Raw genomic sequence first — 24,841 nt, forward strand, 5'->3', positions numbered from 1 at the left:
CCTCGGCGTGGCGGGCGACTTCGGCGCGCAGGGGGTGGAGGCGGGGGCCGAGAGCGGGGTGGGCCGCCAGGGTGGCGTCGTAGCGGGCCAGCAGGGCGCGGCTGTCGCGGGCCGCGCGGGCGCGGGTGCGTTCCGCGGCCGCGGTGTGCTCGGCCGGGGGCGGGCCGGGGTCGCCGCCGTCGCCGGCGCATCCGGTGAGCAGGGCCGCGCCTCCCAGGGCGGCGCCGGCCAGCAGGGTCGTTCTGCGTGTGAGCGCCACATTCGGCACGTTGCACTTCCCGGGGTCTTCCGTCGTGATCACCGCAGGCGAGGGTATCCGCGACCACCCGCCGAATCGTCAGTACCCCGCCGGAACCGATAGGCTTTGACCCGACACGCGACCTAACCACAACAGCACACGCGGCCGAGGAGTCACCCGGATGAGCACCACCCAGAGCGAGAGGCTGCGCGGACTGCTTGAACCGCTCGTCGCCGCGCGAGATCTGGATCTGGAAGAGATCGAGGTGACACCCGCCGGCCGGAGCCGGGTGCTGAGGATCGTGGTCGATTCCGATGAGGGCGTCCAGCTGGACGAGTGTGCCGAGCTGAGCCGCGAGGCATCCGCGGTCCTGGACGACTCCGATGTGATGGGCGGCGCCCCGTACACCCTCGAGGTGTCCTCGCCCGGCGCCGACCGGCCGCTGACCGAGCCGCGGCACTATCGCCGCGCCGTCGGCCGCCTGATCAAGGCCCGCCTCCACGAGGGCGGCGACCTGGTGGCACGGATCATCGCCATGGACGACACCGGCCTGGATCTCGAGGTGCCGGGCGTCAAGGGGCGCAAGCCGACCGGCCGCCGGGTCGCGTTCGACGAGATCGCCAAGGCGCGCATCGAGCTGGAATTCAACCCCAGGCCCGCCCGGACGGGGCAGGACGGGGCGCCGCAGGGCGAGCAGAACGACGAGAACAAGGAGGAGGCGTAGCCGTGGACATCGACATGAGTGCCCTGCGGGGTCTGGTGCGGGAGAAGGAGATCTCGTTCGACCTGCTGGTCGAGGCGATCGAGTCGGCCCTCCTCATCGCGTACCACCGCACCGAGGGCAGCCGCCGCCGGGCGCGGGTGGAGCTGGACCGCAGCACCGGGCATGTGACGGTGTGGGCGAAGGAGGACCCGGAGGACCTGGAGGAGGGTGCCGAGCCGCGCGAGTTCGACGACACCCCCTCGGGCTTCGGGCGGATCGCGGCGACCACCGCCAAGCAGGTCATCCTGCAGCGGCTGCGGGACGCCGAGGAGGAGATCACGTTCGGCGAGTACGCCGGGCGGGAGGGCGATGTCGTCACCGGCGTCGTCCAGCAGGGCAAGGACCCCAAGAACGTCCTGGTCGACATCGGCAAGCTGGAGGCCATCCTGCCGGTGCAGGAGCAGGTCCCCGGCGAGGAGTACAAGCACGGCACGCGGCTGCGGTCGTACGTCGTCCGGGTCGTCAAGGGCGTGCGCGGCCCCTCGGTCACCCTCTCGCGCACCCACCCCAATCTGGTGAAGAAGCTCTTCGCCATGGAGGTGCCGGAGATCGCGGACGGGTCGGTGGAGATTTCCGCCATCGCCCGCGAGGCCGGCCACCGCACCAAGATCGCGGTGCGTTCGACGCGGTCGGGCCTGAACGCCAAGGGCGCGTGCATCGGCCCGATGGGCGGCCGGGTGCGGGCCGTGATGGCCGAGCTGAACGGCGAGAAGATCGACATCGTGGACTGGTCGGACGACCCGGCCGAGCTGGTGGCGAACGCGCTGTCGCCGGCCCGGGTCAGCAAGGTCGAGGTGGTGGACCTCCACGCGCGCTCCGCGCGGGTCACCGTCCCCGACTACCAGCTGTCACTGGCCATCGGCAAGGAAGGGCAGAACGCCCGGCTCGCGGCGCGGCTCACCGGATGGCGGATCGACATCCGCCCGGACACCGAGCACGCGCCCGCGCAGGGCTGAGCGCCGCACGGCGGGGCGCGGTGGCCGAAAAAGAGTGGTGCCGCGGCGCCCCGCGGGGAATTCTTGAGCACGGATCGGTCTTTACCCCATCGGGGTGGAGCGCCCGTGGGGAGGTAGACTTAAGCAGTGTCTGGCCGGACGCATGCCCGCGCATGCCCTGAGCGCACATGTCTGGGTTGCCGGGAGCGAGCGGCCAAGGGCGAATTGCTGCGGATCGTGGAGATCGAGGGCGAGTGTGTCCCCGATCCTCGCGGTACGCTGCCCGGCCGGGGTGCTTATGTGCACCGGACACTGGTCTGCCTCGACCTGGCGGTTCGCCGCCGGGCGTTCCCCCGGGCCTACCGGGGCCGCGGCCCGTTCGACACGGCGGAGTTGCGCCGGTTCATCGAAGGGGGCGCGGAATGAGCAGCCGCCAAGGCAAGAAGGCACAGCAAGACACGCACAGCGCACGGAGAAACCGTGCGGTCAGGTACCTCGCGAGTCGGAAGTAGGTCGAGATTGCGATGAGCACTCGATGAGTACGCGATGAGTACGCCCATGAAGTAGCGACGGTCCGGTGGACACCCGGACCTAGAAGGAGCGAAGTGGCTAAGGTCCGGGTTTACGAACTCGCCAAGGAGTTCGGTGTGGAGAGCAAGGTCGTCATGGCCAAGCTCCAAGAACTTGGTGAATTCGTCCGTTCGGCGTCCTCGACGATCGAGGCGCCGGTTGTTCGCAAGCTGACCGACGCATTCCAGGCGGGCAGCGGCGGCGGCCGTTCCGCCGGCAAGCCCGCGGCGCCGCGCAAGTCGGCCCCCGCGAAGCCGTCCGCGCCCTCTCCGGCGCAGGCGGCCCGTCCGGCTGCCCCGAAGCCGGGCGCCCCCAAGCCGGGTCCGGCGGCCCCGGCCGCCCCGGAGGCCCCCGCGGCCCCGGAGGCCCCCGCAACCCCCAAGCCGGCCGGCGGCCCCACCCCGGGTCCGCGTCCGGCCCCGGCGCGCCCCGCCGCGCCCAAGCCCGCCCCGGCCGCCCCCGCGCAGCCGGAGTTCCAGGCCCCGCCGTCCGCGCCGGCGCCCGCCGCGCAGCAGGGCGGCCCCCGTCCGGGCGCCGCGCCCGGTCCGCGCCCCGGTGCCCGTCCGGCGTCCGGCGGCCAGGGCCAGCGAGGCGGCCAGGCCCCCCGTCCGGGTGGCCAGGCGCCGCGTCCCGGCGGTCCCCGTCCGGCCGGTCCCCGTCCGGGCAACAACCCCTTCACCTCCGGTGGCTCGACGGGCATGGCCCGTCCGCAGGCCCCGCGGCCCGGTGGCGCCCCGCGTCCCGGCCAGCCCGGTCCGCGCCCGCAGGGCGGCGGCCAGGCCGGTCCCCGTCCGCAGGGCCAGGGCGGCCCCCGTCCGACCCCCGGTTCGATGCCCCGTCCGCAGGGTGCGGCGCCCGGCGGTGCCGGTCCGCGTCCCGGCGGCGGTAACCGCCCGAACCCGGGCATGATGCCGCAGCGTCCGGCCGCGGGCCCGCGTCCGGGTCCCGGCGCCGGCCGTCCGGGCGGCGCGGGCCGTCCCGGTGGCGGCGGCGGTCGTCCCGGTGGTGGCGGCGGCTTCGCCGGCCGTCCCGGTGGTGGCGGCGGTGGCGGCCGTCCGGGTGGCGGCGGCGGTTTCGCCGGCCGTCCCGGTGGCGGCGGTCCCGGTGGTGGCGGCGGCTTCGGCGGCCGTCCGGGCTTCGCCGGCCGTCCCGGTGGCCCCGGTGGCCGCGGCGGCACGCAGGGCGCCTTCGGCCGTCCCGGCGGTCCGGCGCGCCGCGGCCGCAAGTCGAAGCGGCAGCGCCGCCAGGAGTACGAGGCGATGCAGGCGCCCTCGGTCGGCGGCATCATGCTGCCGCGGGGCAACGGCCAGGTCGTCCGCCTCTCGCGCGGTGCCTCGCTGACCGACTTCGCGGAGAAGATCAACGCCAACCCGGCGTCGCTGGTCCAGGTCATGCTGAATCTGGGCGAGATGGTCACCGCGACGCAGTCCGTCTCCGACGAGACGCTGCAGCTGCTGGCCGACGAGATGAACTACGTCGTCGAGATCGTCAGCCCGGAGGAGGAGGACCGCGAGCTGCTCGAGTCCTTCGACATCGAGTTCGGCGAGAACGAGGGCGGCGAGGAGATGCTCGTCTCCCGTCCGCCGGTGGTCACCGTCATGGGTCACGTCGACCACGGCAAGACCCGCCTGCTGGACGCGATCCGCAAGACCAACGTGGTCGCGGGCGAGGCCGGCGGCATCACCCAGCACATCGGTGCCTACCAGGTCGCGACCGAGGTCAACGACGAAGAGCGCCGCATCACCTTCATCGACACCCCGGGTCACGAGGCGTTCACCGCCATGCGTGCCCGCGGTGCGAAGTCGACCGACATCGCGATCCTCGTGGTGGCGGCCAACGACGGTGTGATGCCGCAGACGATCGAGGCGCTGAACCACGCCAAGGCGGCCGAGGTGCCGATCGTGGTCGCGGTCAACAAGATCGACGTCGAGGGCGCCGACCCGACCAAGGTGCGCGGTCAGCTGACCGAGTACGGCCTGGTGGCCGAGGAGTACGGCGGCGACACCATGTTCGTCGACATCTCCGCCAAGCAGGGTCTGCACATCGACGAGCTGCTGGAGGCCGTGGTCCTGACCGCGGACGCGGCGCTCGACCTGCGGGCCAACGCCGAGCAGGACGCGCAGGGCATCGCGATCGAGGCGCACCTCGACCGCGGCCGCGGCGCCGTGGCCACCGTCCTCGTCCAGCGCGGTACCCTCCGCGTCGGTGACACGATGGTCGCCGGCGACGCGTACGGCCGGGTCCGCGCGATGTTCGACGACAAGGGCAACAACGTCGAGGAAGCGGGTCCGTCGACCCCCGTCCTGGTCCTGGGTCTGACCAACGTCCCGGGCGCCGGCGACAACTTCCTGGTCGTCGACGAGGACCGCACGGCCCGGCAGATCGCCGAGAAGCGCGCGGCCCGCGAGCGCAACGCCGCGTTCGCCAAGCGCACCCGCCGGGTCTCCCTGGAGGACCTGGACAAGGTGCTCAAGGCGGGCGAGGTCCAGCAGCTCAACCTCATCATCAAGGGCGACGCGTCCGGTTCGGTCGAGGCCCTGGAGTCGGCGCTGCTGCAGCTGGACGTCGGCGAGGAGGTCGACATCCGGGTGCTGCACCGTGGCGTCGGTGCGGTCACCGAGACCGACATCGACCTGGCGACCGGTTCCGACGCGATCGTCATCGGCTTCAACGTCCGCGCCGAGGGCCGCGCCACCCAGCGCGCCGAGCGCGAGGGCGTCGACGTCCGGTACTACTCGGTCATCTACCAGGCGATCGAGGAGATCGAGGCGGCCCTGAAGGGCATGCTGAAGCCGGAGTACGAGGAGGTCGAGCTCGGCACGGCGGAGATCCGCGAGGTCTTCAAGTCGTCCAAGCTGGGCAACATCGCCGGTGTCCTCATCCGGTCCGGCGAGGTCAAGCGGAACACCAAGGCCCGCCTGCTCCGCGACGGCAAGGTCATCGCGGAGAACCTCACCATCGAGGGCCTGCGCCGCTTCAAGGACGATGTCACCGAGATCCGCGAGGGCTTCGAGGGCGGTATCAACCTCGGAAACTTCAACGACATCAAGGTCGACGACGTCATCGCGACCTACGAGATGCGGGAGAAGCCGCGCGGCTGACGCGCAGCACCGACCGGGGCCGGTCGGCGGAGAGTATTTCCGTCGATCGGCCCCGGCCGTTGCGTGTACGGTTCGAAATGACCCAAGCACCCCAAGGCCCCACGGGTGGCTCTACCCGTCGTGCATGTATGTAGGGACGCTGTCCTTCGACCTGCTTCTCGGCGACGTACGGTCGCTGAAGGAGAAGCGCTCCGTCGTCCGCCCGATCGTCGCCGAGCTGCACCGCAAGTTCGCGGTGAGCGTCGCCGAGGTGGGGGACCAAGATCTGTACCGCAGGGCCCGGATCGGCCTGGCGGTGGTTTCCGGGGACGCCGGGCATCTCACCGAAATCCTGGACCGCTGCGAGCGCCTGGTCGCCGCACGGCCCGAAGTGGAGCTGCTGTCCGTACGCCGGCGGCTGCACGGCGACGACGACTGACCCGCGCGACCGGGCGGCGCGTCGCCGGTGGAAGCACAATTGTGGAAGACAAGAAGGAGACGGACCAGTGGCCGACAATGCGCGGGCGAAGAAGCTGGCGGACCTCATCCGGGAGGTGGTCGCCCAGAAGCTGCAGCGCGGAATCAAGGACCCGCGGCTCGGCACGCATGTGACCATCACCGACACCCGGGTCACCGGCGACCTGCGGGAGGCGACGGTCTTCTACACGGTCTACGGCGACGACGAGGAGCGGGCCAGCGCGGCCGCCGGGCTGGAGAGCGCCAAGGGCGTGCTCCGCTCCGCGGTGGGCGCGGCGGCCGGCACCAAGTTCACGCCGACGCTGACGTTCGTCGCGGACGCCCTGCCGGAGAACGCCCGGACCATCGAAGACCTGCTCGACCGGGCCCGGGCCTCGGACGCCCAGGTGCGCCAGGCGTCCTCGGGCGCGACGTACGCCGGTGAGGCGGACCCGTACCGCAAGCCGGGCGGCGAGGACGACGAGGACGCAGCGGCGGAATGAAGCGGCAGAGCAACAAGCCGGGCGGCCTGGTCATCGTCGACAAGCCGTCCGGCTTCACTTCGCACGACGTCGTGGCGAAGATGCGCGGGATGGCCCGGACCCGCCGGGTCGGGCACGCCGGCACCCTGGACCCGATGGCGACCGGGGTGCTGGTCCTCGGCCTGGAGCGGGCCACCAAGCTGCTCGGGCACCTCGCGCTGACGGAGAAGGAGTACGTCGGGACGGTCCGGCTGGGCCAGACCACGGTCACCGACGACGCCGAGGGCGAGATCACCGCGTCCACGCCGGCGCACGGCCTGGCCCGGGAGGAGATCGACGCCGGGGTCGCCAAGCTGTCCGGCGCGATCATGCAGGTGCCGTCCAAGGTCAGCGCCATCAAGATCGACGGCAAGCGCTCGTATAAGCGGGTGCTGGACGGCGAGGACGTGGAGATCCCGGCGCGGCCGGTCACCGTCTCCTCGTTCGCGGTGCACTCGGTGCACGAGGCGGAGGCCGCCGACGGCACGCCGGTGACCGATCTGCTGGTCTCCGTGGTCTGCTCGTCCGGCACCTACATCCGGGCGCTCGCCCGCGACCTGGGCGCCGGGCTGGGCGTCGGCGGCCATCTGACGGCGCTGCGCCGCACCCGCGTCGGGCCGTACAAGCTCGACCGGGCGCGGACGCTGGAGCAGCTCCAGGCGGCGGTGGACGACCCGGAGGGCGGCGGCCTGCCGGTCATGCCGCTCGCGGACGCCGCGGACGCCGCGTTCACCCGCTGGGACGTCGCCGAGGCGCAGGCCCGGCTGCTGCTCAACGGCGCGCGGATCCCGATGCCGCTCTTCGAGGGCGACGGGCCGGTGGCGGCCTTCGGGCCGGACGGGACGTTCCTGGCGCTGGTGGAGAATCAGGGCGGCCGGGCCAAGAGCCTGGCGGTCTTCGCGTAGTCCGCGCCGGCGGTCTCGCGCAGCGCGCGCGTGACCGCCGGCCGGGGGCCGCCGCGGGGTGGCCGGGGCCACAGCGGCCAGGCCACCCTTCGCGCGAGGCAGCGCGCGCGGCATGGCAGTCTTAGACCTGCGCCCTGCCGACGTGGCACGGCGCAGGACGGACAAGAGTTCGGGCGAGGAGCGGGCACAGTGCAGCGCTGGCGTGGCTTGGAGGACATCCCCGAGGGCTGGGGGCGCAGCGTCGTCACCATCGGCTCGTACGACGGAGTGCACCGCGGCCACCAATTGATCATCGGCCGGGCGGTGGCCCGCGCCCGCGAACTGGGCGTCCCCGCCGTGGTCGTCACCTTCGACCCGCACCCCAGCGAGGTGGTCCGCCCCGGCACCCACCCGCCGCTGCTGGCGCCGCACCACCGCCGGGCCGAGCTGATGGCCGAACTGGGTGTGGACGCGGTGCTGATCCTGCCGTTCACCAAGGAGTTCTCGCAGCTGGCGCCCGCCGACTTCGTGGTCAAGGTGCTGGTGGACAAGCTGCACGCGCGGCTCGTCGTGGAGGGCCCGAACTTCCGCTTCGGCCACCGCGCCAAGGGCAGCGTCGAGACGCTCGCCGAACTGGGCCGGACCTACGACTACACGGTCGAGGTCATCGACCTCTTCGAGCGCGGCAGCGCGGGCGGCGGCGAGCCGTTCTCCTCGACGCTGGTGCGCCGGCTGGTCGCGGCGGGCGATGTGGCCGGCGCCCGCGAGGTCCTGGGACGCCCGCACCGGGTCGAGGGCGTCGTGGTCCGCGGCGCCCAGCGCGGCCGCGAACTGGGCTTCCCCACCGCCAATGTGGAGACCCTGCCGCACACCGCGATCCCGGCCGACGGGGTCTACGCGGGGCTGCTGCACGTCGGGGGCGAGGCGATGCCGGCGGCGGTCTCGGTCGGCACCAACCCGCAGTTCGACGGCAAGGTCCGCACCGTCGAGGCGTACGCCATCGACCGGGTCGGGCTCGATCTGTACGGGCTGCACGTCGCGGTGGACTTCCTCGCCTACATCCGCGGCCAGGAGAAGTTCGACACCCTGGACGCGCTGCTGGAGCGGATGGCGATCGATGTGAAGCAGGCCCGCGGGCTGATCGCGGAGTCCGGCCAGGGGTAGCGCGGCTCTCCCGTACGGAAAGGGGCGGGGCCCGGCAGTCAAGTCAACTGCCGGGCCCCGCCCCTTCGTTCACCCCTCGCTCACTGCGGCGGGGGCTGCTGCGTCCAGCCGCCGTGCTCGGGCAGCGGCGCGTCCGGAGCGGGCTGCTGCTGCCAGCCGGCCGGCGGCTGCGCGGCGGGCTGCTGCTGCCAGCCGCCCTGCTGCGGCGGATAGCCGGCCGGGGGCTGGCCCTGCTGCGGCACCTGCTGCTGCGGCTGCTGGCCGTACTGCGCCTGCTGGGCGTACGGGTCGGCGGCCATCTGCTGCTGGCCCATCTGCGCCTGCGCGTACATCCCCTGGGCCTGCTGCTGGCGCGCGAAGTCCTCGGCGACCAGGGCGGAGAGGTTGAAGTACGCCTCGCGGGTCTTGGGCCGCATCATGTCCAGATCGACCTCGGCACCGGCCGCGAGGTGCTCGTCGAACGGCACCACGACGACACCGCGGCAGCGGGTCTCGAAGTGCGACACGATGTCCTCGATCTTGATCATCTTGCCGGTCTCGCGGACCCCGGAGATGACCGTGATACCGCGCTGGACCAAGTCGGCGTAGCCGTGCGCGGAGAGCCAGTCCAGGGTCGTGCTGGCGCTGCTGGCACCGTCCACCGACGGGGTGGAGATGATGATCAACTGGTCGGCGAGGTCCAGCACTCCGCGCATCGCGCTGTAGAGCAGGCCCGTACCGGAGTCGGTGAGGATGATCGGGTACTGCTTGCCGAGGATGTCGATCGCGCGGCGGTAGTCCTCGTCGTTGAACGTCGTGGAGACGGCCGGGTCGACGTCGTTGGCGAGGATCTCCAGGCCCGAGGGGGCCTGCGAGGTGAACCGGCGGATGTCCATGTAGCTGTGCAGATGCGGGATGGCCTGCACGAGGTCGCGGATGGTGGCACCGGTCTCGCGGCGGACCCGGCGGCCGAGCGTGCCGGCGTCGGGGTTGGCGTCGATCGCCAGGATCTTGTCCTGCCGCTCGGACGCCAGGGTGGCGCCCAGCGCGGTCGTGGTGGTGGTCTTGCCGACGCCGCCCTTGAGGCTGATCACCGCGATGCGGTAGCAGGACAGCACCGGCGTGCGGATCAGCTCCAGCTTGCGCTGGCGCTCCTCCAGCTCCTTCTTGGCGCCCAGCTTGAACTTGGACGGCTGGGCGTTGGCGCCCGGCTTGCGCTTCTTGGGCTGATTGCGCAGCAGGCGGTCCGAGGTCAGCTCGACCGCGGCGCTGTAGCCGAGCGGCGCGCCCGGGGTGGCCCGCTGCGGCTGCTGCTGGCCCGGCTGGGAGTACTGGGCGTAGTTCGCCGCGGCGTTGGGGTCGCCGAACTGCTGGGCGGCGTTCGGGTCGGCGTACTGCTGGGCCGCGTTGGGGTCGGTGAACTGCTGGCCGGGGAGCTGCTGGGCCTGCTGGGGGTAGCCGGGCTGCTGTCCCTGCTGGGGCTGCTGCGGCTGGGCCTGCTGAGGCTGCGGCTGCTGCTGGGGATAGCCCTGCTGCGGGTAGCCGTACGCGGGCTGCTGGGCCTGGGGGTTGGGCTGCTGGGCCGGCTGCTGCTGGGCCTGCTGGGGGTAGCCGTAGGCGGGCTGGGGGTAGCCGTAGCCGCCCTGCTGGGGGTGCTGTTGGGCCGGGGCGGGCTGCTGGGCCTGCTGGGGATAGCCGGCCTGCTGCGGCTGCTGGGTCTGTTGCGGATAGGCGGCCTGCTGGGGCTGCTGCTGTGCCTGCTGGGGCGCGGCGGCCTGCGGGTGGCCGGCCTGGGCCTGCGCCTGGGCCATCCGCGGATCAGCGGGCTGGAACTCCGGCGGCAGCGGCGGCAGTCCGCCCTGCTGCGGCTGGCCCTGGGCGGGCAGCGGCTGCCCGTCCGCGCCGGCCCAGGGCGCGCCCTGCTGCGGCATGCCCTGGGGCGCCCCCTGCTGCGGCGGTACGCCCTGCTGGGGCGCGGGCTGCTGGGGCGCGGCCGGCGGCTGCTGCTGGGCCTGCTGAGCCGCCTGCGGGGCCTGCTGGGGCTGCGGCTGGGCGGGCTGGGGCTGGGCGACCGGCTGGGCGGCCGCGGCGGCCTGCGCGGCCGCTGCGGCGGCGTCGGGGGCCTGGGCCGCCTGCGGTGCCTGGGGTGCCTGAGCGGCCTGGGCCGCCTGCGGTGCCTGAGCGGCCTGCGGGGCCGCTTCCGGCTGCGGGGCCGCGGCGGACTGCGGCTCGGGCGCCGCGGCCGCCTCCGTGTCGTCCTCGTCGTCGTCCCAGAGGGAGGCCGAGGGGTCCGGACCGGAGCCCGAACGGACGTTGCCGGCCGAGGCGTCGGCACCGGCCGGGGCGTCGCCGCCCGCGTCCTGCGGGCGCAGCGTCGGGAAGCCGGGAGGCGCGGCCGGGCCGGCCGCCCCCTGCTGCGGCAGGCCGGGGACGGGAGCGCCCTGGGACGGGCCGGACAGCGGCTGGCCGGCCGGCGGGGCGGCGCCCTGCGCGCCGGCGGACGGCGTCGCGGAGGTGGCGCCCGCGCCGCCACTGGTGTCGTTGCTGCCGTACCAGGCCGGAGCCGCGAAATCGATCTTGAACTCACCGGTCAGGTCGAACTCGGACTGGTCGTCGTCAGGATCGTTCCCGTCCGGGCGGAAAGCCTCCTGGTCTTTCACTGTGCCTCCTGGTCTACTGCAACGCACCTGAACGGCAGGACCGGATACAGGCGGATCGATCGGATGTAACGGAAGTCGGAGCACGCCACCCGGGGTTGCGCCACCACTGCTTGTCTCCATCCCCGTATCGACTGCCGTCGTGCACTGCCGGTGTGATGTGCTCCTGCGGCTCACCCCACAGCCTAATCAACAGTCGGCCCATAACGGCAGTCGATGCCATGTCGTCTTCGAGCCCGCCCGGCACGGCGACGGGCGCACCCGTGGATGCGCCCGTGGGCCGAGCCGGCGGAGAGTGCGGCGGGGCCGCGCGGAATCAGTCCATCCGGCGCGGACCGCCCAGCAGATTGGTCTCGGCCTCGGTGGGCTGGGTCATGACGAACTGGTGGCCGCCGTCCCGCCGGCACCACAGCATCGCGTTGTCGCTGAGCGTCGGCAGCACCGCCCCGACGTTCTCCGGCAGCCGCATGATCCGCGTCACGACCTCCGCCTCCTCCGGCGAGAGCCGCTGCAGGCCGACGACGTCCACCCGGCTGAGCATCTGCGGCGAGCGCGGCCCGAGGAACGGCAGCACGGTCAGCACGGTCTGCCAGGGGCTCGGCGCGAGCTGGTTGCGCGGCGGCCGCGCGCCCATGTCGCGGACGACGAGAACGGGGCTGGAAACCGACGGTCCCTGCGGCGCGATCTGGCGCACGTCGAAGACCGAGACGCACTGCTGCCCGCCGCCGGCCGCCTGCGCCATCTGGCCCCAGGCCGGCGGGCGGGCGGTCTCGACCGCGACCCGGGCGCCGGTGGCGACCGTGCGCAGCGCCAGCACCTGCGCCATCCACATGCTGCCGACCAGCGCGACCTCCATCGGCGCCGGGCGCAGCAGGCTCAGCACCGCGGGCTGGTTCTGCGGATCGATGCCGATGATCACGCCGTCGTCGCCGACCGGCAGGGTCAGCGCGGCCAGCGATTCGGCGGTCAGCACATGGGGGTTGCGGCGCGGGCCGCGCAGCCCGTAACCCGGGCGCGGCTTCGGCCCGGTGGGCGCGGCCTGCTGCTCGTCCGGTCGCGGCTGGTGGGAGAGCCGGCCGCCGGAGACGCCGGTGTTGGTCGGGGTGCGCCAGCCGTCGCTGCTGACGCTGACACGGGGCTGATACGTGGGAGTGCCCATCAGCGGGTACCTCCGAGGGGAAGCGTGGCCAGCAGGCCGGGCAGCTGCTCGCGGTCCAGGCGCACCAGCCCGACCTTGACCGAGCCGGAGCGGCGCTCCAACTCGCTCTGCGCGGCGGAGAGTTCGTTGTCGCTGCGGGTGGACAGCCGGACGTAGCCGGAGATGGCCGGCAGCCGGCCGCCGCCGTGCGTGGCGGTCAGCGCGAAGGTGCTGGCCATCGCCCGGGTGCTGGTCAGCAGCTGGATGATGGCGGCCAACGGGGCGCCGCCCGGGCCGAGTTGGGGCCAGCGGCCGATCCAGTACGTGGAGTGCCAGCGGTCGTCGCAGCGCATCGCGCGGGTGGTCTCCTGGGTGCGGCGGGCGGCCCGGCCGTCCCGGCCCATCGCGCCGTTCGCGGCCCGCGGGCTGACGCACACCGCGGTGCCGACCGCGGCCACCACCTCGCGCTCGTCGAGCACCCTGGCCCGTACGCCGCGCGCGGTGAGCCGGCTGACGAGCTGGTCGGCGGCGCGCAGCAGGGAGCGCTGGGCGCCGCCCATGCCGCCGCCGCGCGCCTCGATGGCCTCCGCGCACAGCTCCGGGTCGAGCTTCAGCGCGATCCAGGTCAGCTGGACCGCGGGGGTCTGCGCCTGGGCCTGGAGCGGCGCGTAGGAGCGGGCCGCGACGGCCTGCTCGGGCAGGTGCGGCGCCGGGGCGGGCTGGGTGTACTGGACGAACTGCACCGACTCCAGGTGGATGTCCTCGACGTCCAGCGCGGTGTGCAGCAGCTCCAGCGGCACCATGTGGCTGCCGCGGTGCGGCCGCAGCGGTTCGTCGCGGGCGTCGACCTGGACGATGGCGGTCAGGAACGTGCCGTCGCCGACGAAGCCCACCGGGCGCTGCTCGGCGTCGACGTACTCGTACGTGCGCAGGGCCGGATCGCACTCCACCACCGGGGCGAAGGCGGGGTCGACGCCCTGGGTGGCGGCGAGGTTCTCGGTGGCGGTCTTGCCGCGGCGGTTCATCGCGCGCACGGTGGTGATCCACTCGGGCAGCGGGATCCGGCGGCGGCGGCCGAGCGCGAAGACGACCAGCACGACCGCCACCACTCCGGCCACGCCCAGCACGATCGCGTTGTGCGCCGCCAGGCCCACCAGCACCAGCGCGGCGGCGAGTTCGATGATGGCCAGCTGCTGGACGCGGACGCCGCCGATGGTGCCGGCCTGCTGGCGCAGCCGCGGCGAGACCGGTCCGGCCGCGGTCCGGCCGCCGTTTTCCCTGCCGCCCGGAGCTGTACCGTTCTGGCCCGTATTTCCCGTTGAATGCGGTGCAGCGGAAGGCTGTTGCTGCTGTTGCCGCCCGTTGCGGCGTCGAGCCCTGGTGGCGCTGGACATCCCCCGGCCTGCTCCTCTACTGGTGGTGTGCCTCTGGGCGTATCGGCCGCCGCTGAGACTGGTGCTTCGGAAGGTGGCACCCGTACCGTACGGCTCGATCGATACACGGCATAGTAGAGGGCGCTACGGCGTGAGTGCCGGGGGCGGTCGATGTGGATCCAACAGGCGGGGAGAGAAAGCAACAATGGCATCACGTCGGGACGAGCTGAATGCGTATTCGTTTGCTCGAAAGCGTACGAATGCGGCATTTCTGAAGCCGCTGCCGAACGGCTCGATCGAAAGTGCCCCCAAGCCCCTGAAGGCCGTGTTGCCCAGCGTGGTGATGGGGGTCGTGATGCTCGTGGGGTTCGGGGCCTGCGGCATTCTCAAGCCGGTCGCCCCGGCGGGATGGGACACCGTGGGGGCAAATGTCCTTGTCGGTGACGAATCCACCACCCGCTATGTCGTCCTCGAAAGCACCGACGCCAATGGCAAAAAGCAGAAGCTGCTGCACCCGATCCTGAATCTGGCCTCCGCCAAACTCCTTCTGGACCCGAAGAAGTTCCAGGTCGTCAAGGTCAAGGAATCGGAGCTGGACGGAAAGCTCTCGCACGGCGCGGCGATCGGCATTCCGTACGCCCCGGACCGGCTGCCCAGCCCGTCCGACGTCGACAAGCCCAAGACCTGGGCGGTGTGCGACCGCCCCGGCAGCGGCGAGAACAGCAAGACCCAGCAGGCGGTGTTCGTCCTCGCCGGCAAGGACCGGGACGCCATCGACAACCCCAAGAAGGGGAAGCTCGACCTCCACCAGGCGCTGTACGTCGAGGACCCGGACGGCGTGAAGTGGCTGGTCGACCAGAGCGGTTTCGCGTTCCAGATGATCGCCGACGAGCAGCAGGCCGCCATGGAGGCGAAGTCCGGCATCAAGCACACCGACTCCGAGGCCGACCGCGCCCTGCGCCGCATCATCTTCGGCACCCAGGCCGAACCCCAGAAGGTGTCGGCGGAGTTCATGAACACGCTGATCAAGAGCCCGTACGCGATCAGCATGCCGAAGGTCCCGGGCGCCGGCCAGCCGGTCTCCAACCCGGCCATCCCCGCCGAGGCGCGCAAGGTCGGCGCGATCCTCCGGGTCGGCGACGGCGCGAAGTACGTGGTCCTGAAGGACGGCGTCGAGCAGGTCTCCAACTTCGTGGCCAACCTCCTGGAGCAGGGCCCCAACGCCGAGGCGGTGACCGGCTCGGCCGGCAAGGCGCTCACGCCGGTGAGCGCCGCCACCGGCAGCGTCAGCCCCAAGCTCGACGCCACCAACCACCCGGTGACGTTCTACGGGAAGGTCTGGAACACCGACCTGGACAACCCGTGGCCCAAGGAGATGGTCAGCGCGGCCAACGACTTCGCGCACGGCTCGCAGACCGGCGGGCTGTCCACGCCCACCAAGGACGGCGTCTCCTGCAGCGTCTACAAGGGCACCACCACCAAGTACCCGGGCGTCGACAAGCTCGGCTTCCCCAACGGCATCCCGGACATGACCACCTGGGTCGGCAAGGAGTACCCGGCGAAGATCGCGCCCGGCTCCACCGCCTACGTCACCCCCGGCAGCGGCCTGCTCTACCAGCAGGTGGCCACGCCGACCGCGACCTCCGGCAGCCTCTTCCTCGTCACCGACACCGGCCTGCGCTACTCGGTCCCGCGGAACAACGACTCCGCCAACAAGGCCGGCAGCGACAAGCAGGAGGTCGACCAGGCGCAGGTCCACCTCGGCTACGGCGACGCCCACCCGCCGCTGCTGCCCGAGGCGTGGTCCAAGCTGCTCTCCGCCGGGCCGTCCCTGGACGTCAACAGCGCGAAGCAGCCGCAGGCGTCCTGATACGGGCCCGGGCGGGCCGCACGGGGGCTTTCGGGCGTCCGTGCGGGGCCGTCTGCGTACCCGTACGGGACCGCGCCGGATGGCCGCCGGGCCGCGCCGGGTACCCTCGTGGAGGGCCGGCGCGGCTTTGGCCGGCGGGACGCGGTACGACCGCCCCGCCCCCGCCGCCCGACCGAAAGCTCCACCTCTGCCCGATTCCGCTGAACGTCGGCTTTCCGCCGCCCAGTTGACAATGTTGTGATCCCGTCACAACCGCGCTCCCCCTGTTGGGAACAGGCGTGTGGAGTAGGTAATGTGGCAGGAGGCGTCAGCAGGAGATGCCACCCGCGCACCGCCTCGCCGGTGCCGCGCGGCCGACGTACAAGTCTCATGGGGGACGTTGACCATGGCTGGTCAGTTCACAACCACGCACGAGGAGATGGTCGCGTTCAGCGGCAAAATCGACTCGGTCAACCAGGCGATCCAGGGCGAGATCCAGCGCCTGCAGACGGTCGTCGACACCATCACCTCGGGGTGGAAGGGCCAGGCGGCCTCCTCGTACCACCAGCTCCAGTCGCAGGTGAACGAGGACGGCAACCGGATCAACCAGCTGCTGGCCGAGATCAAGGAAGCGATCGACCAGACCACGCAGAACTACACCTCCTCCGAGGAGGAGCAGGCCCAGTCGATCTCCCACGTCACCGCTCAGGCCTCCCCGTTCGGATGATGGGGCCGCGCCACTGACCCGGCGCATCCGCCCACCCGCCGCGGCGTGCCCGGCCGGACCGTTCCGGTTCCCGGCCCGCCCGCGCGGTATGTGAATCGACTAGGCAGCAACAACTCCTGAGGAGACCCCATGTCCGGCCAGATCCTCGTCAATTTCCAGACGATCAGCCAGGCAAGTTCCGACGTGCGTCAGACCGCCAACAACATCCGCCAGCAGCTCGACGACCTCGAGGCCGGCGTCAAGAAGATCGCCGCCAGCTGGGAAGGCGCCGCGCAGGAGGGCTACCAGGCCCGCCAGCGCGAGTGGGACCAGCGCGCCGCGCACCTCCAGCAGACGCTGGAGGCCATCGCCAAGGCGCTGGACACCGCCGCGCAGAACTACCAGAGCACCGAGCACAAGAACGCCAGCATCTGGGGCGGCTGACCTCGCGTCCCGCGAGGAGGCAGGCACGACGGCACACGGCTGAGCAGCCCCCGACGGCTCGCACAGTGGTCCATGAGGGCGAGCGCGCTGCACCAGTGCGCTCGCCCTTCTGCCGTCCGCCTCCCCGCACCCCACCCCCCCCTCCTTTTTCCTCACAGCGGCGGCGCAACACCACCGCCGTTGCTCCCCCTCCTCCCTTCCTCCCGCCCCTCGCCGCACCTCACGCCCCTTCTCAACCCGCTACGGAGAGCAGACAACCCGTGGGATCTCGCGCCATTGGTCTACGAGCCGGGCACCGCCGCCGCGCGACGGGCGCACTGGTCACGGCGGCCTGCATCGTCGGCCTGTCGAGCGCCGCCGCCGCACCGGCGGTCGCGGACGACAACACTCCGCTGCAGAGCGGCGAGTGCAAGTTCGGCACCGACGACATCAAAGAGACCCCCTGGTCCCTCCAGCGGCTGCTGACCAACCAGATGTGGGCGAGCGGCCAGGGCGAGGGCATCCGGGTCGCCGTCGTCGACACCGGCGTCGACGCGGGCAACAAGCAGCTCCAGGACGCCATCGAGGGACCCGGCAAGTCGTACGTCGGCGGCAAGCCCACCCAGGACCGGGTCGGTCACGGCACCAAGGTCGCCGGCATCATCGCCGCCCGCCGCACGCCCAGCTCCGGCTTCTACGGCATCGCCCCCAAGGCCAAGGTCATCCCGTTCCAGCAGACCAGCGACGAGAAGGCCGGCACCGCCGACACCCTCGCCAAGGCCATCGACGACGCGGTCGCCGCCAAGGTCGACGTCATCAACATCTCGCAGGGGACGGCGGCGAGCGAGGACCGCCTGCCCACGCTCAAGGCGTCCGTCAAGCGGGCCCAGGACGCCCACATCCTGATCGTCGCCTCGGCGGGCAACAGCGGCGCCAGCGGCGAGGAGAAGAACATCTACCCGGCCGCGTTCAGCCAGGAGTTCGACAACGTCCTGGCCGTCGCCGCCTCCGACCGCAACAACGAGCGCGCGCCCTTCTCCCAGCCCGGCCCCTTCGTCGGCATCGCCGCGCCGGGCGTCGACATGGTCTCGACCGTCCCGCTCGGCGGCAACTGCGTCGACCAGGGCACCAGCTTCTCCGCCCCGTACGCCACCGGCGCCGCCGCCCTCCTGATCGCCAAGCACCGGCACGACAAGGAGGCGTGGGGGCCGCAGCAGATCATCTGGCACCTGGAGCAGACCGCCGACCGCGTCCGCCGGGGCCGCGACAACAACATCGGCTGGGGCGTCGTCAACCCGGTGGCCGCCCTGAACGACGACAGCCGGCCCACCGCGCCGCCCACGCCCGACAAGCCCTCCGGCGTGGCCGACGGCTCCAACATCCTGCCGGCCGTCGCCACCCTCGGCGAAACCACCGAGGAGCGGCGCGCCCGCATCGCCATCTACATCGTCGGCGGCGGACTCCTGGCCGTCGCCGCGGTCGTGGGCTCCTCGGTCGCCCTGCGCGACTGGCGCCGCAAGACCGGACTGACATCACACGGGGAGGCCAAGCATGGCTAGTAAGGAATACGGCGTCGATCTCGACGCGCTCGACCAGCTCGTCAAGGAACTGAACCAGGTCCTGAAGGACATGGGCGGCCCGAAGGACAAGGCGAAGAACCAGACGTACCTGCCGGACAACGCGCTGGGGAAGGGCTTCTCCGAGCGCGACCGGATGCACAAGGCCCACAACGACATGAAGGACTTCATCCAGACCCAGATCGTCGACAAGATCGAGGGCCTGATCGACGATTTCGGCAAGAAGTCCAAGCAGACGAAGGACGCCTACGCGGACGCCGAGCACAACAACACGATGAAGTGACGCTGGTAACAAGCCGGTTGACCGGTAGGTGAGGAGAAGGGGGTCCACTGATGGGTGGAGACGCGGCCAGCGCTCCCACGGGTGGCAACACCTGGGAGACGTTCACAACCAAATTCAACGAGCACGACCTCGACGGCCTCAAGGGCATGCTGGACGGCGCCAACGTCCAGCTGGTCCGGGACGTCGCGCAGCACTGGCAGGACCTGCACGACCAGCTGGTCGGACCGGGTGACGGCGGCGGCGGTATCCAGAAGCGGTTCGAGGACGCCGTGAAGAAGGTGCTGGAGTCCTGGCACGGCGACACGGCGGAGAAGTTCGCCAAGCGCGCCCAGGAGATCAGCGAGAACTTCCGGGCGGGGGCGCCGTACGCCTCCCACACCGCTCAGGTCATGGGCCTGACGGCACAGGACCTGCAGAAGGCCATCGACAAGGTCAAGCCGATCGACGACGGCTGGAACTGGAGCGATGACGTCTGGGGCGAGATGCCCTGGTCGGACCAGATCGACGACGACGACCTCAACAAGGTCCTGAAGTCGGGCGCGAGCACCGAGGGCGTCCTCGAGGCCAACAAGGACAACCTCTCCGGCCACCAGAAGAAGCGGCTCGAGGCCGCGGTGGCGATGGAGAACTTGGGGACGGCTTATGTGGTGCGGGCTTCTGGGCTGAAGCCGCCGGGACGGAACATGGTCGACGACAGGATCCCCGATCACAGGGATCCCTCGGATGGCGCTGCTCTGGGGCCCATGCCCATGCCCATGGGGCCGGGAGGCGGTGGGCTCGGCGGCGCCGGCGGCGGTGGCGGCGTCAAGCTCCCCACGCGCGGTATGAAGGCCACCCCCGCGCCCAAGATGCCCGAAGCGCCCAAGATGCCGAATACGCCTGGCATCAGTGGCGGTGTCGGTTCCCTGAAGCCCAAGATGCCTGACGTCACGACGGGTCTGGACGGCCTGCACGGTGGTGGCCCCGGCGGTCCTGGGGTCAAGGTTCCCACCAGTGGCCTCGGTGGCGGTCCCGGTGTCCATGTGCCCGGCGGCGGTCCTGGAGGCGGTCCCTCCGGCATGCCGGGGATTCCCGGCGGCGGCATGCCCGTCCGCGGTGCGGGAGGAGCGAAGGGCGTCCCCGGTGGCACGGGTGGAGTGAAGTCCGGGCCCGGTGGAGTGAAGAGCGGCCCTGGCGGTGCGGGAGCTCCTGGCACCGGTGGCGCTCGGGCCGGCCGTCCGGGCATGCCCGGCATGGGCGGTGCGCACGCCGGTGGTGCCGGGAAGGGCGGCGCGGGCGGCCGCCCCGGCGCCGGCGCCGGCGGTGCCCAGGCGCGTCAGAAGGGCGGAATTATCGGCTCATCCGGTGGCAAAGCCAGTGGTGGAGCGCAGGGTGGTTCCGGCCTGCACCGCAGCCGTGGCGGGACGGCGGCCGGGGCCAACTCCGGCGGCGGTCGCCGCCCGGCGGGCATGATGGGCGGCGCCCACGGGGCCCACGGAGGCAAGGGCGAGGGCAAGGGACAGAACGGAAACCGTCCCGACTACCTCGTGGAAGACGAGGAGACCTGGACTCCGGAGCGTAATGTGGCTCCCCGGGTCATCGAGTAGGACCGGCCGGACAAGCAATCGGCAGACACGCTTGGGGCCCGCAGCTCTCGGGCTGCGGGCCCCAGTTCTGTGAGGAAGGTGTAATGGCATGAGCTTCACGCGGACGCTGCGTGCGGTGGGCGGCGCGGTAGTGGCGGGGGCACTGCTCTTCGGCACCGCGCCGGTTGCTTCGGCTGACCAGATGAGAAACGATCAGTGGCCTCTGAAAAAATTCGACGCTGAGTCGATTTGGAAGATTTCAACAGGAAAAGGCGTCACTGTCGCAGTTCTCGATACTCCGGTGGATGGTAGCCATCCCGACCTTGCTGGCAATGTCTTGCCTGGCAAAGACTTCATCACAGGTACTGGTCCTGCGGATCACGGGACAGGAAATGACGCAGACCACGGTACTGCGATGGCGTCGATAATTGCTGCTCATGGGCATGGCCCTGGTGGAGCCGAAGGCGTCAAAGGGCTCGCGCCAGATGCAAAAATTTTGCCTGTCGCTATTCCTGCTGCGAATGATGGGATCTCTAAGTCAGGTGATGGAGATTTCGGCGCTGCCCTGAAATACGCGGTCGACCAGGGAGCGAAGGTTGTGAACATGTCATTCGTTAATGGCGGTTTGGAACTGGCGCCCAGCGAAAAGCAAGCTATCGACTATGCGCGTAAGCATGATGTTCTTCTCGTTGCTGGCACAGGGAATGATGGGGTTAGTACGCCGCGTGTCCCAGCGGCCGCTCCAGGAGTTCTAGCGGTCGGCGCCGTGGACGACCATGGTTATGTCTGGGATAAGTCCAACTACGGGTCGCATGTGAAGCTGATTGCACCGGGCGTGCACATCAGATCCGCTAGCTCTGTGGTGGACGTCAACGGAAAGTACCGCTTGGCCAACGGTACTTCCGACGCCACCGCCTACGTCTCTGCCACTGCGGCTCTCCTTCGCTCCAAGTTCCCGGACCTGACTGCCGGTCAGATCGCAAACCGTATGATCAAGACGGCTGGCGTCCCGGAAGGCAAGCCCAATCTGCAGCTTCCGGATCCGCACTACGGCTACGGCTTCATCAAGCCCTACAGCGCCCTGACCAAGGATGTCCCGGCCGGCCCCAAGGACGGGCCGTTTCCGGCGCTGAAGGGTGGTGCGTCGTCCGACCCGTCGAGCGCGGCCGGTAACAACGCGGCAGGCCCAAAGATCACCAGCCAAAAGGGACTGAGCGCTCCGTTCATCATTCTCATTGCCGTCGTCGGAGTTCTTCTTCTGGCCGTCATCGTGGTCATCGTCCTGGTGGCCAAGAAGAAGAACCGGCGGAACGGGCCGCCGCCCGGTGGTTTCGGTGGGCCGGGCGGGCCTGGTGGGCCCGGGGGGTTCGTGCCGAATCCGCAGGGGCCGTATCAGCAGCAGCCGGGTGCGCCCGGGGCGTATCCGCCGGCGCCGCCCACGCAGCCGCCCGGTCGGTAGCGGCTGACGAGGACGCAATGATGTAAGGGCTGGGCCCGCAGCTTTCCTGCTGCAGGCCCAGCCCTCTTTTTATGTTCTGCCATCAGCTGCTCGGCGGAGTCGTTCAGGGATAACTAGGCGCCGTTCAGCCTTTCAAGGAGCTCATACGTAAGAGCGTTACGGTCTTTATGACTTTTGTGGCTCGACGATCGGGAAAAGCCTGACCTTGTTGTTCTTGTCTCTCGTACCCCTCCACGAGGAGTTGCGGTGAGGGGGGTGTGTGGGCAGGGCGCCGCCGGGGCTGGGTCAACCGGATGGCCTCAGGTCGTCGCGGCGGACCAAGCGGATGCCGCAGAAGTTCTTGGGCGGGTCCGGCATACGGAGGTCCGACCGCTCGGGGCGGTTGATGCGGCGGAACCAGTCCGAGACGTACGCGTAGGCGATGAAGAGGTAGCCGGCCAGCCAGCGGCGGAAGAGCCGGGGCAGGCGGGGGCGGTCGCCGGTGCTCGAAAGGACGACGCGCGTGCGGGTGATGAGCTTGCCGAGGCTGGCGCCGACGATGCGGGTCAGGAGGACGTGGTTGACGAAGGAGAACGCCACGGCCACGCACAGCCCCGTGATGACGCCCTGTCGGGGGTTGCCGGTGAGCCGGAAACCGAGGAAGCCGACGGCCGCGGCCAGTATCACGTCGATCGTGCTCGTCCAGAAGCGGCGGAATTCGCTGACGGCTTCGGGGATGTTTGGGGTCGGTGCCGGTGCCGGGGGCGGAGTTGGTTGGTACTGGTACTCGTACTGGTTCTGGTACTGGTTCTGGTGCTGTGGGTACTGGGCGGGTGGTTGTTGAGATGGCGGCTGCTGGTAGGTCGGCTGGTATCCGTACGGTTGCTGGGGTGGCTGGGGCTGCTGATACGGGTTTGGCGGCTGCTGCTGGTAGGGCTGGGGTGGGTACGGGCCGTACTGCGGGTTTGGTTGGGGTGGGAAGTCTTGGCCTGACATGGCAGGGATCCTTGCACGGTGCGGGGCCGGGCGTCAGTCGGTGTGTCACTTCGGTTGGTTGGTGGGGAGTGAATCGGCCGGGGGGGGGGCTGGCAGAGGCCCCGGGGCTGTGGCTGAAGGGAAGTTGCCTGGGGAGAGGTTGTCCGGCGGCCGCGGTGGGTTTGGGTTTTTGATTACCGACGGCAATTAGGGGCTACGGTACGCTTATTGGCGCAGTGTAGGGATATGGAGCGAGAAACAAGGGGGGGCGCACCGTGGCAGGTTCTGGGTACGAGATCGACCCGCATGTGCTGCGAGAGCAGGGGAAGAACTTCTCGGACATTGCGCACAATTTTGGTGGCGCCGCGGAGAAGTTCAAGAGCACCGTCACCGAGTGCGAAGAGGGCTGGGGCGACGACAGCGTGAAAATCGTCGAACAGCTCCTCAAAGGGTACAAGCCGGTGAGCAAGGTCATCATGATGGCGCTTCCTCACCTTCAGGACGCGCTCGGTGATATCGGTACGAAGCTCAACACCATCGCCAAGGACTACGAGGCGGCGGAGCTGGAGCAGGTCACCGTGCTCTCCCAGGCCGCGTCCGAGGGGCAGGGCCGGGCCTAGTCCCTTCTCGCGGCAGCGGCTGCGGCCGCGCCGGTTCGCCCATCAACAGGTGCTTTTTCAGGGGGAGTACATCGTGTCCATCATGCTGCCGGCAGAAGTCGACTGGGTCCTGGACCTGCTGGGGTTTGAATGGCCCAATCTCGACGAAGACAAGATGCTGGAGGCGGCGACGGCCTGGCGCAACTTCGCGCAGACCGTCCAGCAGACCCAGAACGAGGGGGATACCGCCGCCAATACGGTGCGCGGTGCGAACTCCGGTGACGCGATCGACGGCTTCACCAAGGCGTGGGACCGCTTCACCAAAGACGGTCTCCTCGCATTCGGCTATCTGGAAGCGCTGGCCGGCGCCGCCGAGATCCTGGCCGCGCTGCTGGAGACCTGCGCGATCATCGTCGTAGCGCTGAAGATCTACGTCATCGTCCAGCTCATCGACCTGGCCATTGAATTCGCCATCGCGCAGGCGTCGGCCCCGGTCACCTTCGGCGCCTCCGAAGCGGCCCTGGCCGGCCGCATCGTGATGGTCCGGGCGCTCGTCAAGCGGGCCCTGACGGAAGCCGCGGAGAAAATCACCGCGAAGGTCACCGAGTCCCTGGCCAAGCGGGAAGTGGTGTCCGTCAAGGAACTGCTCATGAACCTCGGCAAGGAGACGGCCACATCGGTCGGCAAGGAAGTCTTCAATCAGGGCAAGGCCATTTACCAGGGCAAGCAGGACGGCGTCAACTGGACCGATCTGGGAGTGGCGGCGGTCAATCCCGCCCTCAAACCGGTCGCCGGCACGATCACCAAGGGCGAGAACGGTGAGTACGGCTTCCAGGCCGACGGCGCCGGCAAGGTCGCGATGGGCATGTACCACCAGGCCCAGGGCGTCGGGAAAATCGCGGAAGGGGATTTCTCGGGTGGCGCCAAGCAGATAGCGGACGGGGGACTGGAGCAGATCGGCGGGATCAAGACCGTCTACGAGACCGGTACGAAGGAGAAGGAGCCCGCCGGGGAAGAGGCGCCGGGGTCCGGCGGCTCGGGATCCGGCTCGGGCAACAATCATGCGGCGTCGGGGAGTTCGGGTGACGAGCGTCCGGCGCATCCGCGTCCGGCCCCGCCCCCGCCTCCCACCACCGACTCCGGCAGGGCCGAGGAGAACCGCGCCCGTTCCACCTTCGGCTGAGAGGAATCCCCACGATGCGCGACAGCAATTCCCCTACCGACGCTCTCGGTGAGCGCGACTATCCCATCGAGGAGAAGGACCTCACCGAGGAGCAGAACGAGCACCGCACCACGACGCTGCGGGCGGTACGCGACAATCCGAACGCTCCCGCCGCGTTGCGGGATCTGGCGAAGAAGATGCTCAGCGGGCGGGTCCAGCTCAAGGACGTCCTGGACGATCCCGCGGGGCACCGTGCGCTGAGCGAGGGGCTGGCCCCGCTCCGGGAGCAGTGGCGGGCGATGTCGCCGCAGCAGCGCCAGGCCGTCCGGCAGTACGACCCGGACGAGGCGCCGGGGAGTGGAGGCGGCCCCTCCGGCAGCCGGTCGCCGCGGTCCTGATAGCGGGCCGGCGCGAGGTGAGGACGGGCGGCTCCGGATGAGCCGGAGCGGGCGGCACCGGGGGTCCGGTGCCGCCCGCTTGTCCCGGTGGAGAGCCGACCGGGCGGG

General features: G+C 70.7%; 22 protein-coding genes and 1 pseudogene. 18 read left to right on the forward strand and 5 right to left on the reverse strand.

Features of this window, described 5'->3' with window-relative positions; all coding sequences use genetic code 11:
- A pseudogene (locus ADL22_RS21580) lies at positions 1–259 on the reverse strand (hypothetical protein); the annotation flags it as partial.
- A 160-nt stretch (positions 260–419) separates the two neighbouring features.
- Here ADL22_RS21580 and rimP point away from each other — a divergent pair.
- From rimP to ADL22_RS21620, 8 genes are all read left to right on the forward strand, one after another.
- The gene (rimP, locus tag ADL22_RS21585) at positions 420–962 is read left to right on the forward strand and encodes a ribosome maturation factor RimP (RefSeq protein WP_066982143.1); all 543 of its coding nucleotides are present in this window, start codon (positions 420–422) and stop codon (positions 960–962) included.
- 2 nt (positions 963–964) lie between these two features.
- Positions 965–1,957, forward strand: a complete 993-nt coding sequence (gene nusA, locus ADL22_RS21590; RefSeq protein WP_066982146.1) for a transcription termination factor NusA — start codon at positions 965–967, stop codon at positions 1,955–1,957.
- Between the two features lie 126 nt (positions 1,958–2,083).
- Positions 2,084–2,362, forward strand: coding sequence for a YlxR family protein (locus ADL22_RS21595; RefSeq protein ID WP_079064320.1), 279 nt, complete (start codon positions 2,084–2,086; stop codon positions 2,360–2,362).
- A gap of 179 nt (positions 2,363–2,541) precedes the next feature.
- Positions 2,542–5,607, forward strand: a complete 3,066-nt coding sequence (gene infB, locus ADL22_RS34110; RefSeq protein WP_079064321.1) for a translation initiation factor IF-2 — start codon at positions 2,542–2,544, stop codon at positions 5,605–5,607.
- A gap of 124 nt (positions 5,608–5,731) precedes the next feature.
- Positions 5,732–6,025, forward strand: a complete 294-nt coding sequence (locus ADL22_RS21605) for a DUF503 domain-containing protein (RefSeq protein WP_066982152.1) — start codon at positions 5,732–5,734, stop codon at positions 6,023–6,025.
- Positions 6,026–6,092: 67 nt separating this feature from the next.
- Entirely contained in the window at positions 6,093–6,545 is a 453-nt protein-coding gene (rbfA, locus tag ADL22_RS21610; protein ID WP_066982155.1) for a 30S ribosome-binding factor RbfA, read from the forward strand.
- On the forward strand, positions 6,542–7,468 hold the full coding sequence (gene truB / locus ADL22_RS21615; protein WP_066982158.1) for a tRNA pseudouridine(55) synthase TruB: 927 nt from the start codon (positions 6,542–6,544) through the stop codon (positions 7,466–7,468). The genes rbfA and truB overlap by 4 nt, the downstream gene beginning before the upstream one ends.
- A gap of 189 nt (positions 7,469–7,657) precedes the next feature.
- Positions 7,658–8,611: a bifunctional riboflavin kinase/FAD synthetase gene (locus ADL22_RS21620; protein WP_079064322.1), complete on the forward strand. Its 954-nt coding sequence runs from the start codon at positions 7,658–7,660 to the stop codon at positions 8,609–8,611.
- Between the two features lie 80 nt (positions 8,612–8,691).
- Here ADL22_RS21620 and ADL22_RS21625 read toward each other — a convergent pair whose 3' ends face one another.
- The 3 genes from ADL22_RS21625 to eccE all read right to left on the reverse strand — a co-directional run bounded on the left by ADL22_RS21625 (position 8,692) and on the right by eccE (position 13,779).
- Positions 8,692–11,250 (reverse strand): SCO5717 family growth-regulating ATPase, encoded by a 2,559-nt coding sequence (locus tag ADL22_RS21625; RefSeq protein ID WP_066982165.1) that lies wholly within the window; start codon positions 11,248–11,250, stop codon positions 8,692–8,694.
- A gap of 313 nt (positions 11,251–11,563) precedes the next feature.
- Positions 11,564–12,406, reverse strand: coding sequence for a hypothetical protein (locus ADL22_RS21630; RefSeq protein WP_066982166.1), 843 nt, complete (start codon positions 12,404–12,406; stop codon positions 11,564–11,566).
- A complete protein-coding gene (eccE, locus tag ADL22_RS21635; RefSeq protein WP_234430794.1) occupies positions 12,406–13,779 on the reverse strand; it encodes a type VII secretion protein EccE in 1,374 nt (457 codons plus the stop codon). The genes ADL22_RS21630 and eccE overlap by 1 nt, the downstream gene beginning before the upstream one ends.
- A 184-nt stretch (positions 13,780–13,963) precedes the next feature.
- Here eccE and ADL22_RS21640 point away from each other — a divergent pair, with 184 nt between their 5' ends.
- The 7 genes from ADL22_RS21640 (at position 13,964) to ADL22_RS21670 (ending at position 21,620) form a co-directional block, all read left to right on the forward strand.
- The gene (locus tag ADL22_RS21640; protein WP_066982167.1) at positions 13,964–15,628 is read left to right on the forward strand and encodes a type VII secretion protein EccB; all 1,665 of its coding nucleotides are present in this window, start codon (positions 13,964–13,966) and stop codon (positions 15,626–15,628) included.
- Positions 15,629–16,013: 385 nt separating this feature from the next.
- The gene (locus tag ADL22_RS21645; RefSeq protein WP_066982168.1) at positions 16,014–16,334 is read left to right on the forward strand and encodes a WXG100 family type VII secretion target; all 321 of its coding nucleotides are present in this window, start codon (positions 16,014–16,016) and stop codon (positions 16,332–16,334) included.
- 129 nt (positions 16,335–16,463) lie between these two features.
- On the forward strand, positions 16,464–16,757 hold the full coding sequence (locus tag ADL22_RS21650; protein ID WP_066982170.1) for a WXG100 family type VII secretion target: 294 nt from the start codon (positions 16,464–16,466) through the stop codon (positions 16,755–16,757).
- A gap of 260 nt (positions 16,758–17,017) precedes the next feature.
- Positions 17,018–18,295 carry a S8 family serine peptidase gene (locus ADL22_RS21655; RefSeq protein WP_066982182.1) on the forward strand — a complete coding sequence of 426 codons (1,278 nt, stop codon included), beginning with the start codon at positions 17,018–17,020 and terminating at the stop codon, positions 18,293–18,295.
- Positions 18,288–18,596 carry a hypothetical protein gene (locus ADL22_RS21660; RefSeq protein WP_066982184.1) on the forward strand — a complete coding sequence of 103 codons (309 nt, stop codon included), beginning with the start codon at positions 18,288–18,290 and terminating at the stop codon, positions 18,594–18,596. Before ADL22_RS21655 ends, ADL22_RS21660 begins: the two co-directional genes overlap by 8 nt.
- Positions 18,597–18,646: 50 nt before the next feature.
- Positions 18,647–20,182 (forward strand): hypothetical protein, encoded by a 1,536-nt coding sequence (locus ADL22_RS21665; protein WP_066982190.1) that lies wholly within the window; start codon positions 18,647–18,649, stop codon positions 20,180–20,182.
- 88 nt (positions 20,183–20,270) lie between these two features.
- A complete protein-coding gene (locus ADL22_RS21670) occupies positions 20,271–21,620 on the forward strand; it encodes a S8 family serine peptidase (protein WP_066982193.1) in 1,350 nt (449 codons plus the stop codon).
- 285 nt (positions 21,621–21,905) lie between these two features.
- Here the strand turns inward: ADL22_RS21670 and ADL22_RS36325 are convergent, their stop codons facing one another.
- Positions 21,906–22,595, reverse strand: coding sequence for an RDD family protein (locus ADL22_RS36325; protein ID WP_234430795.1), 690 nt, complete (start codon positions 22,593–22,595; stop codon positions 21,906–21,908).
- 254 nt (positions 22,596–22,849) lie between these two features.
- On the opposite strand from ADL22_RS36325, the gene ADL22_RS21680 reads away from it, so the two are divergent.
- From ADL22_RS21680 to ADL22_RS21690, 3 genes are all read left to right on the forward strand, one after another.
- Complete coding sequence (locus ADL22_RS21680) at positions 22,850–23,194, forward strand: hypothetical protein (RefSeq protein ID WP_066982198.1); 345 nt, start codon at positions 22,850–22,852, stop codon at positions 23,192–23,194.
- A 73-nt stretch (positions 23,195–23,267) separates the two neighbouring features.
- Entirely contained in the window at positions 23,268–24,356 is a 1,089-nt protein-coding gene (locus tag ADL22_RS21685; protein ID WP_066982201.1) for a hypothetical protein, read from the forward strand.
- A gap of 14 nt (positions 24,357–24,370) precedes the next feature.
- Entirely contained in the window at positions 24,371–24,733 is a 363-nt protein-coding gene (locus ADL22_RS21690; protein WP_066982203.1) for a hypothetical protein, read from the forward strand.
- The last annotated feature ends 108 nt before the right edge of the window (positions 24,734–24,841 follow it).

Origin of the sequence: Streptomyces sp. NRRL F-4489, from assembly GCF_001509485.1 — a bacterium.
Taxonomy (GTDB): domain Bacteria; phylum Actinomycetota; class Actinomycetes; order Streptomycetales; family Streptomycetaceae; genus Streptomyces.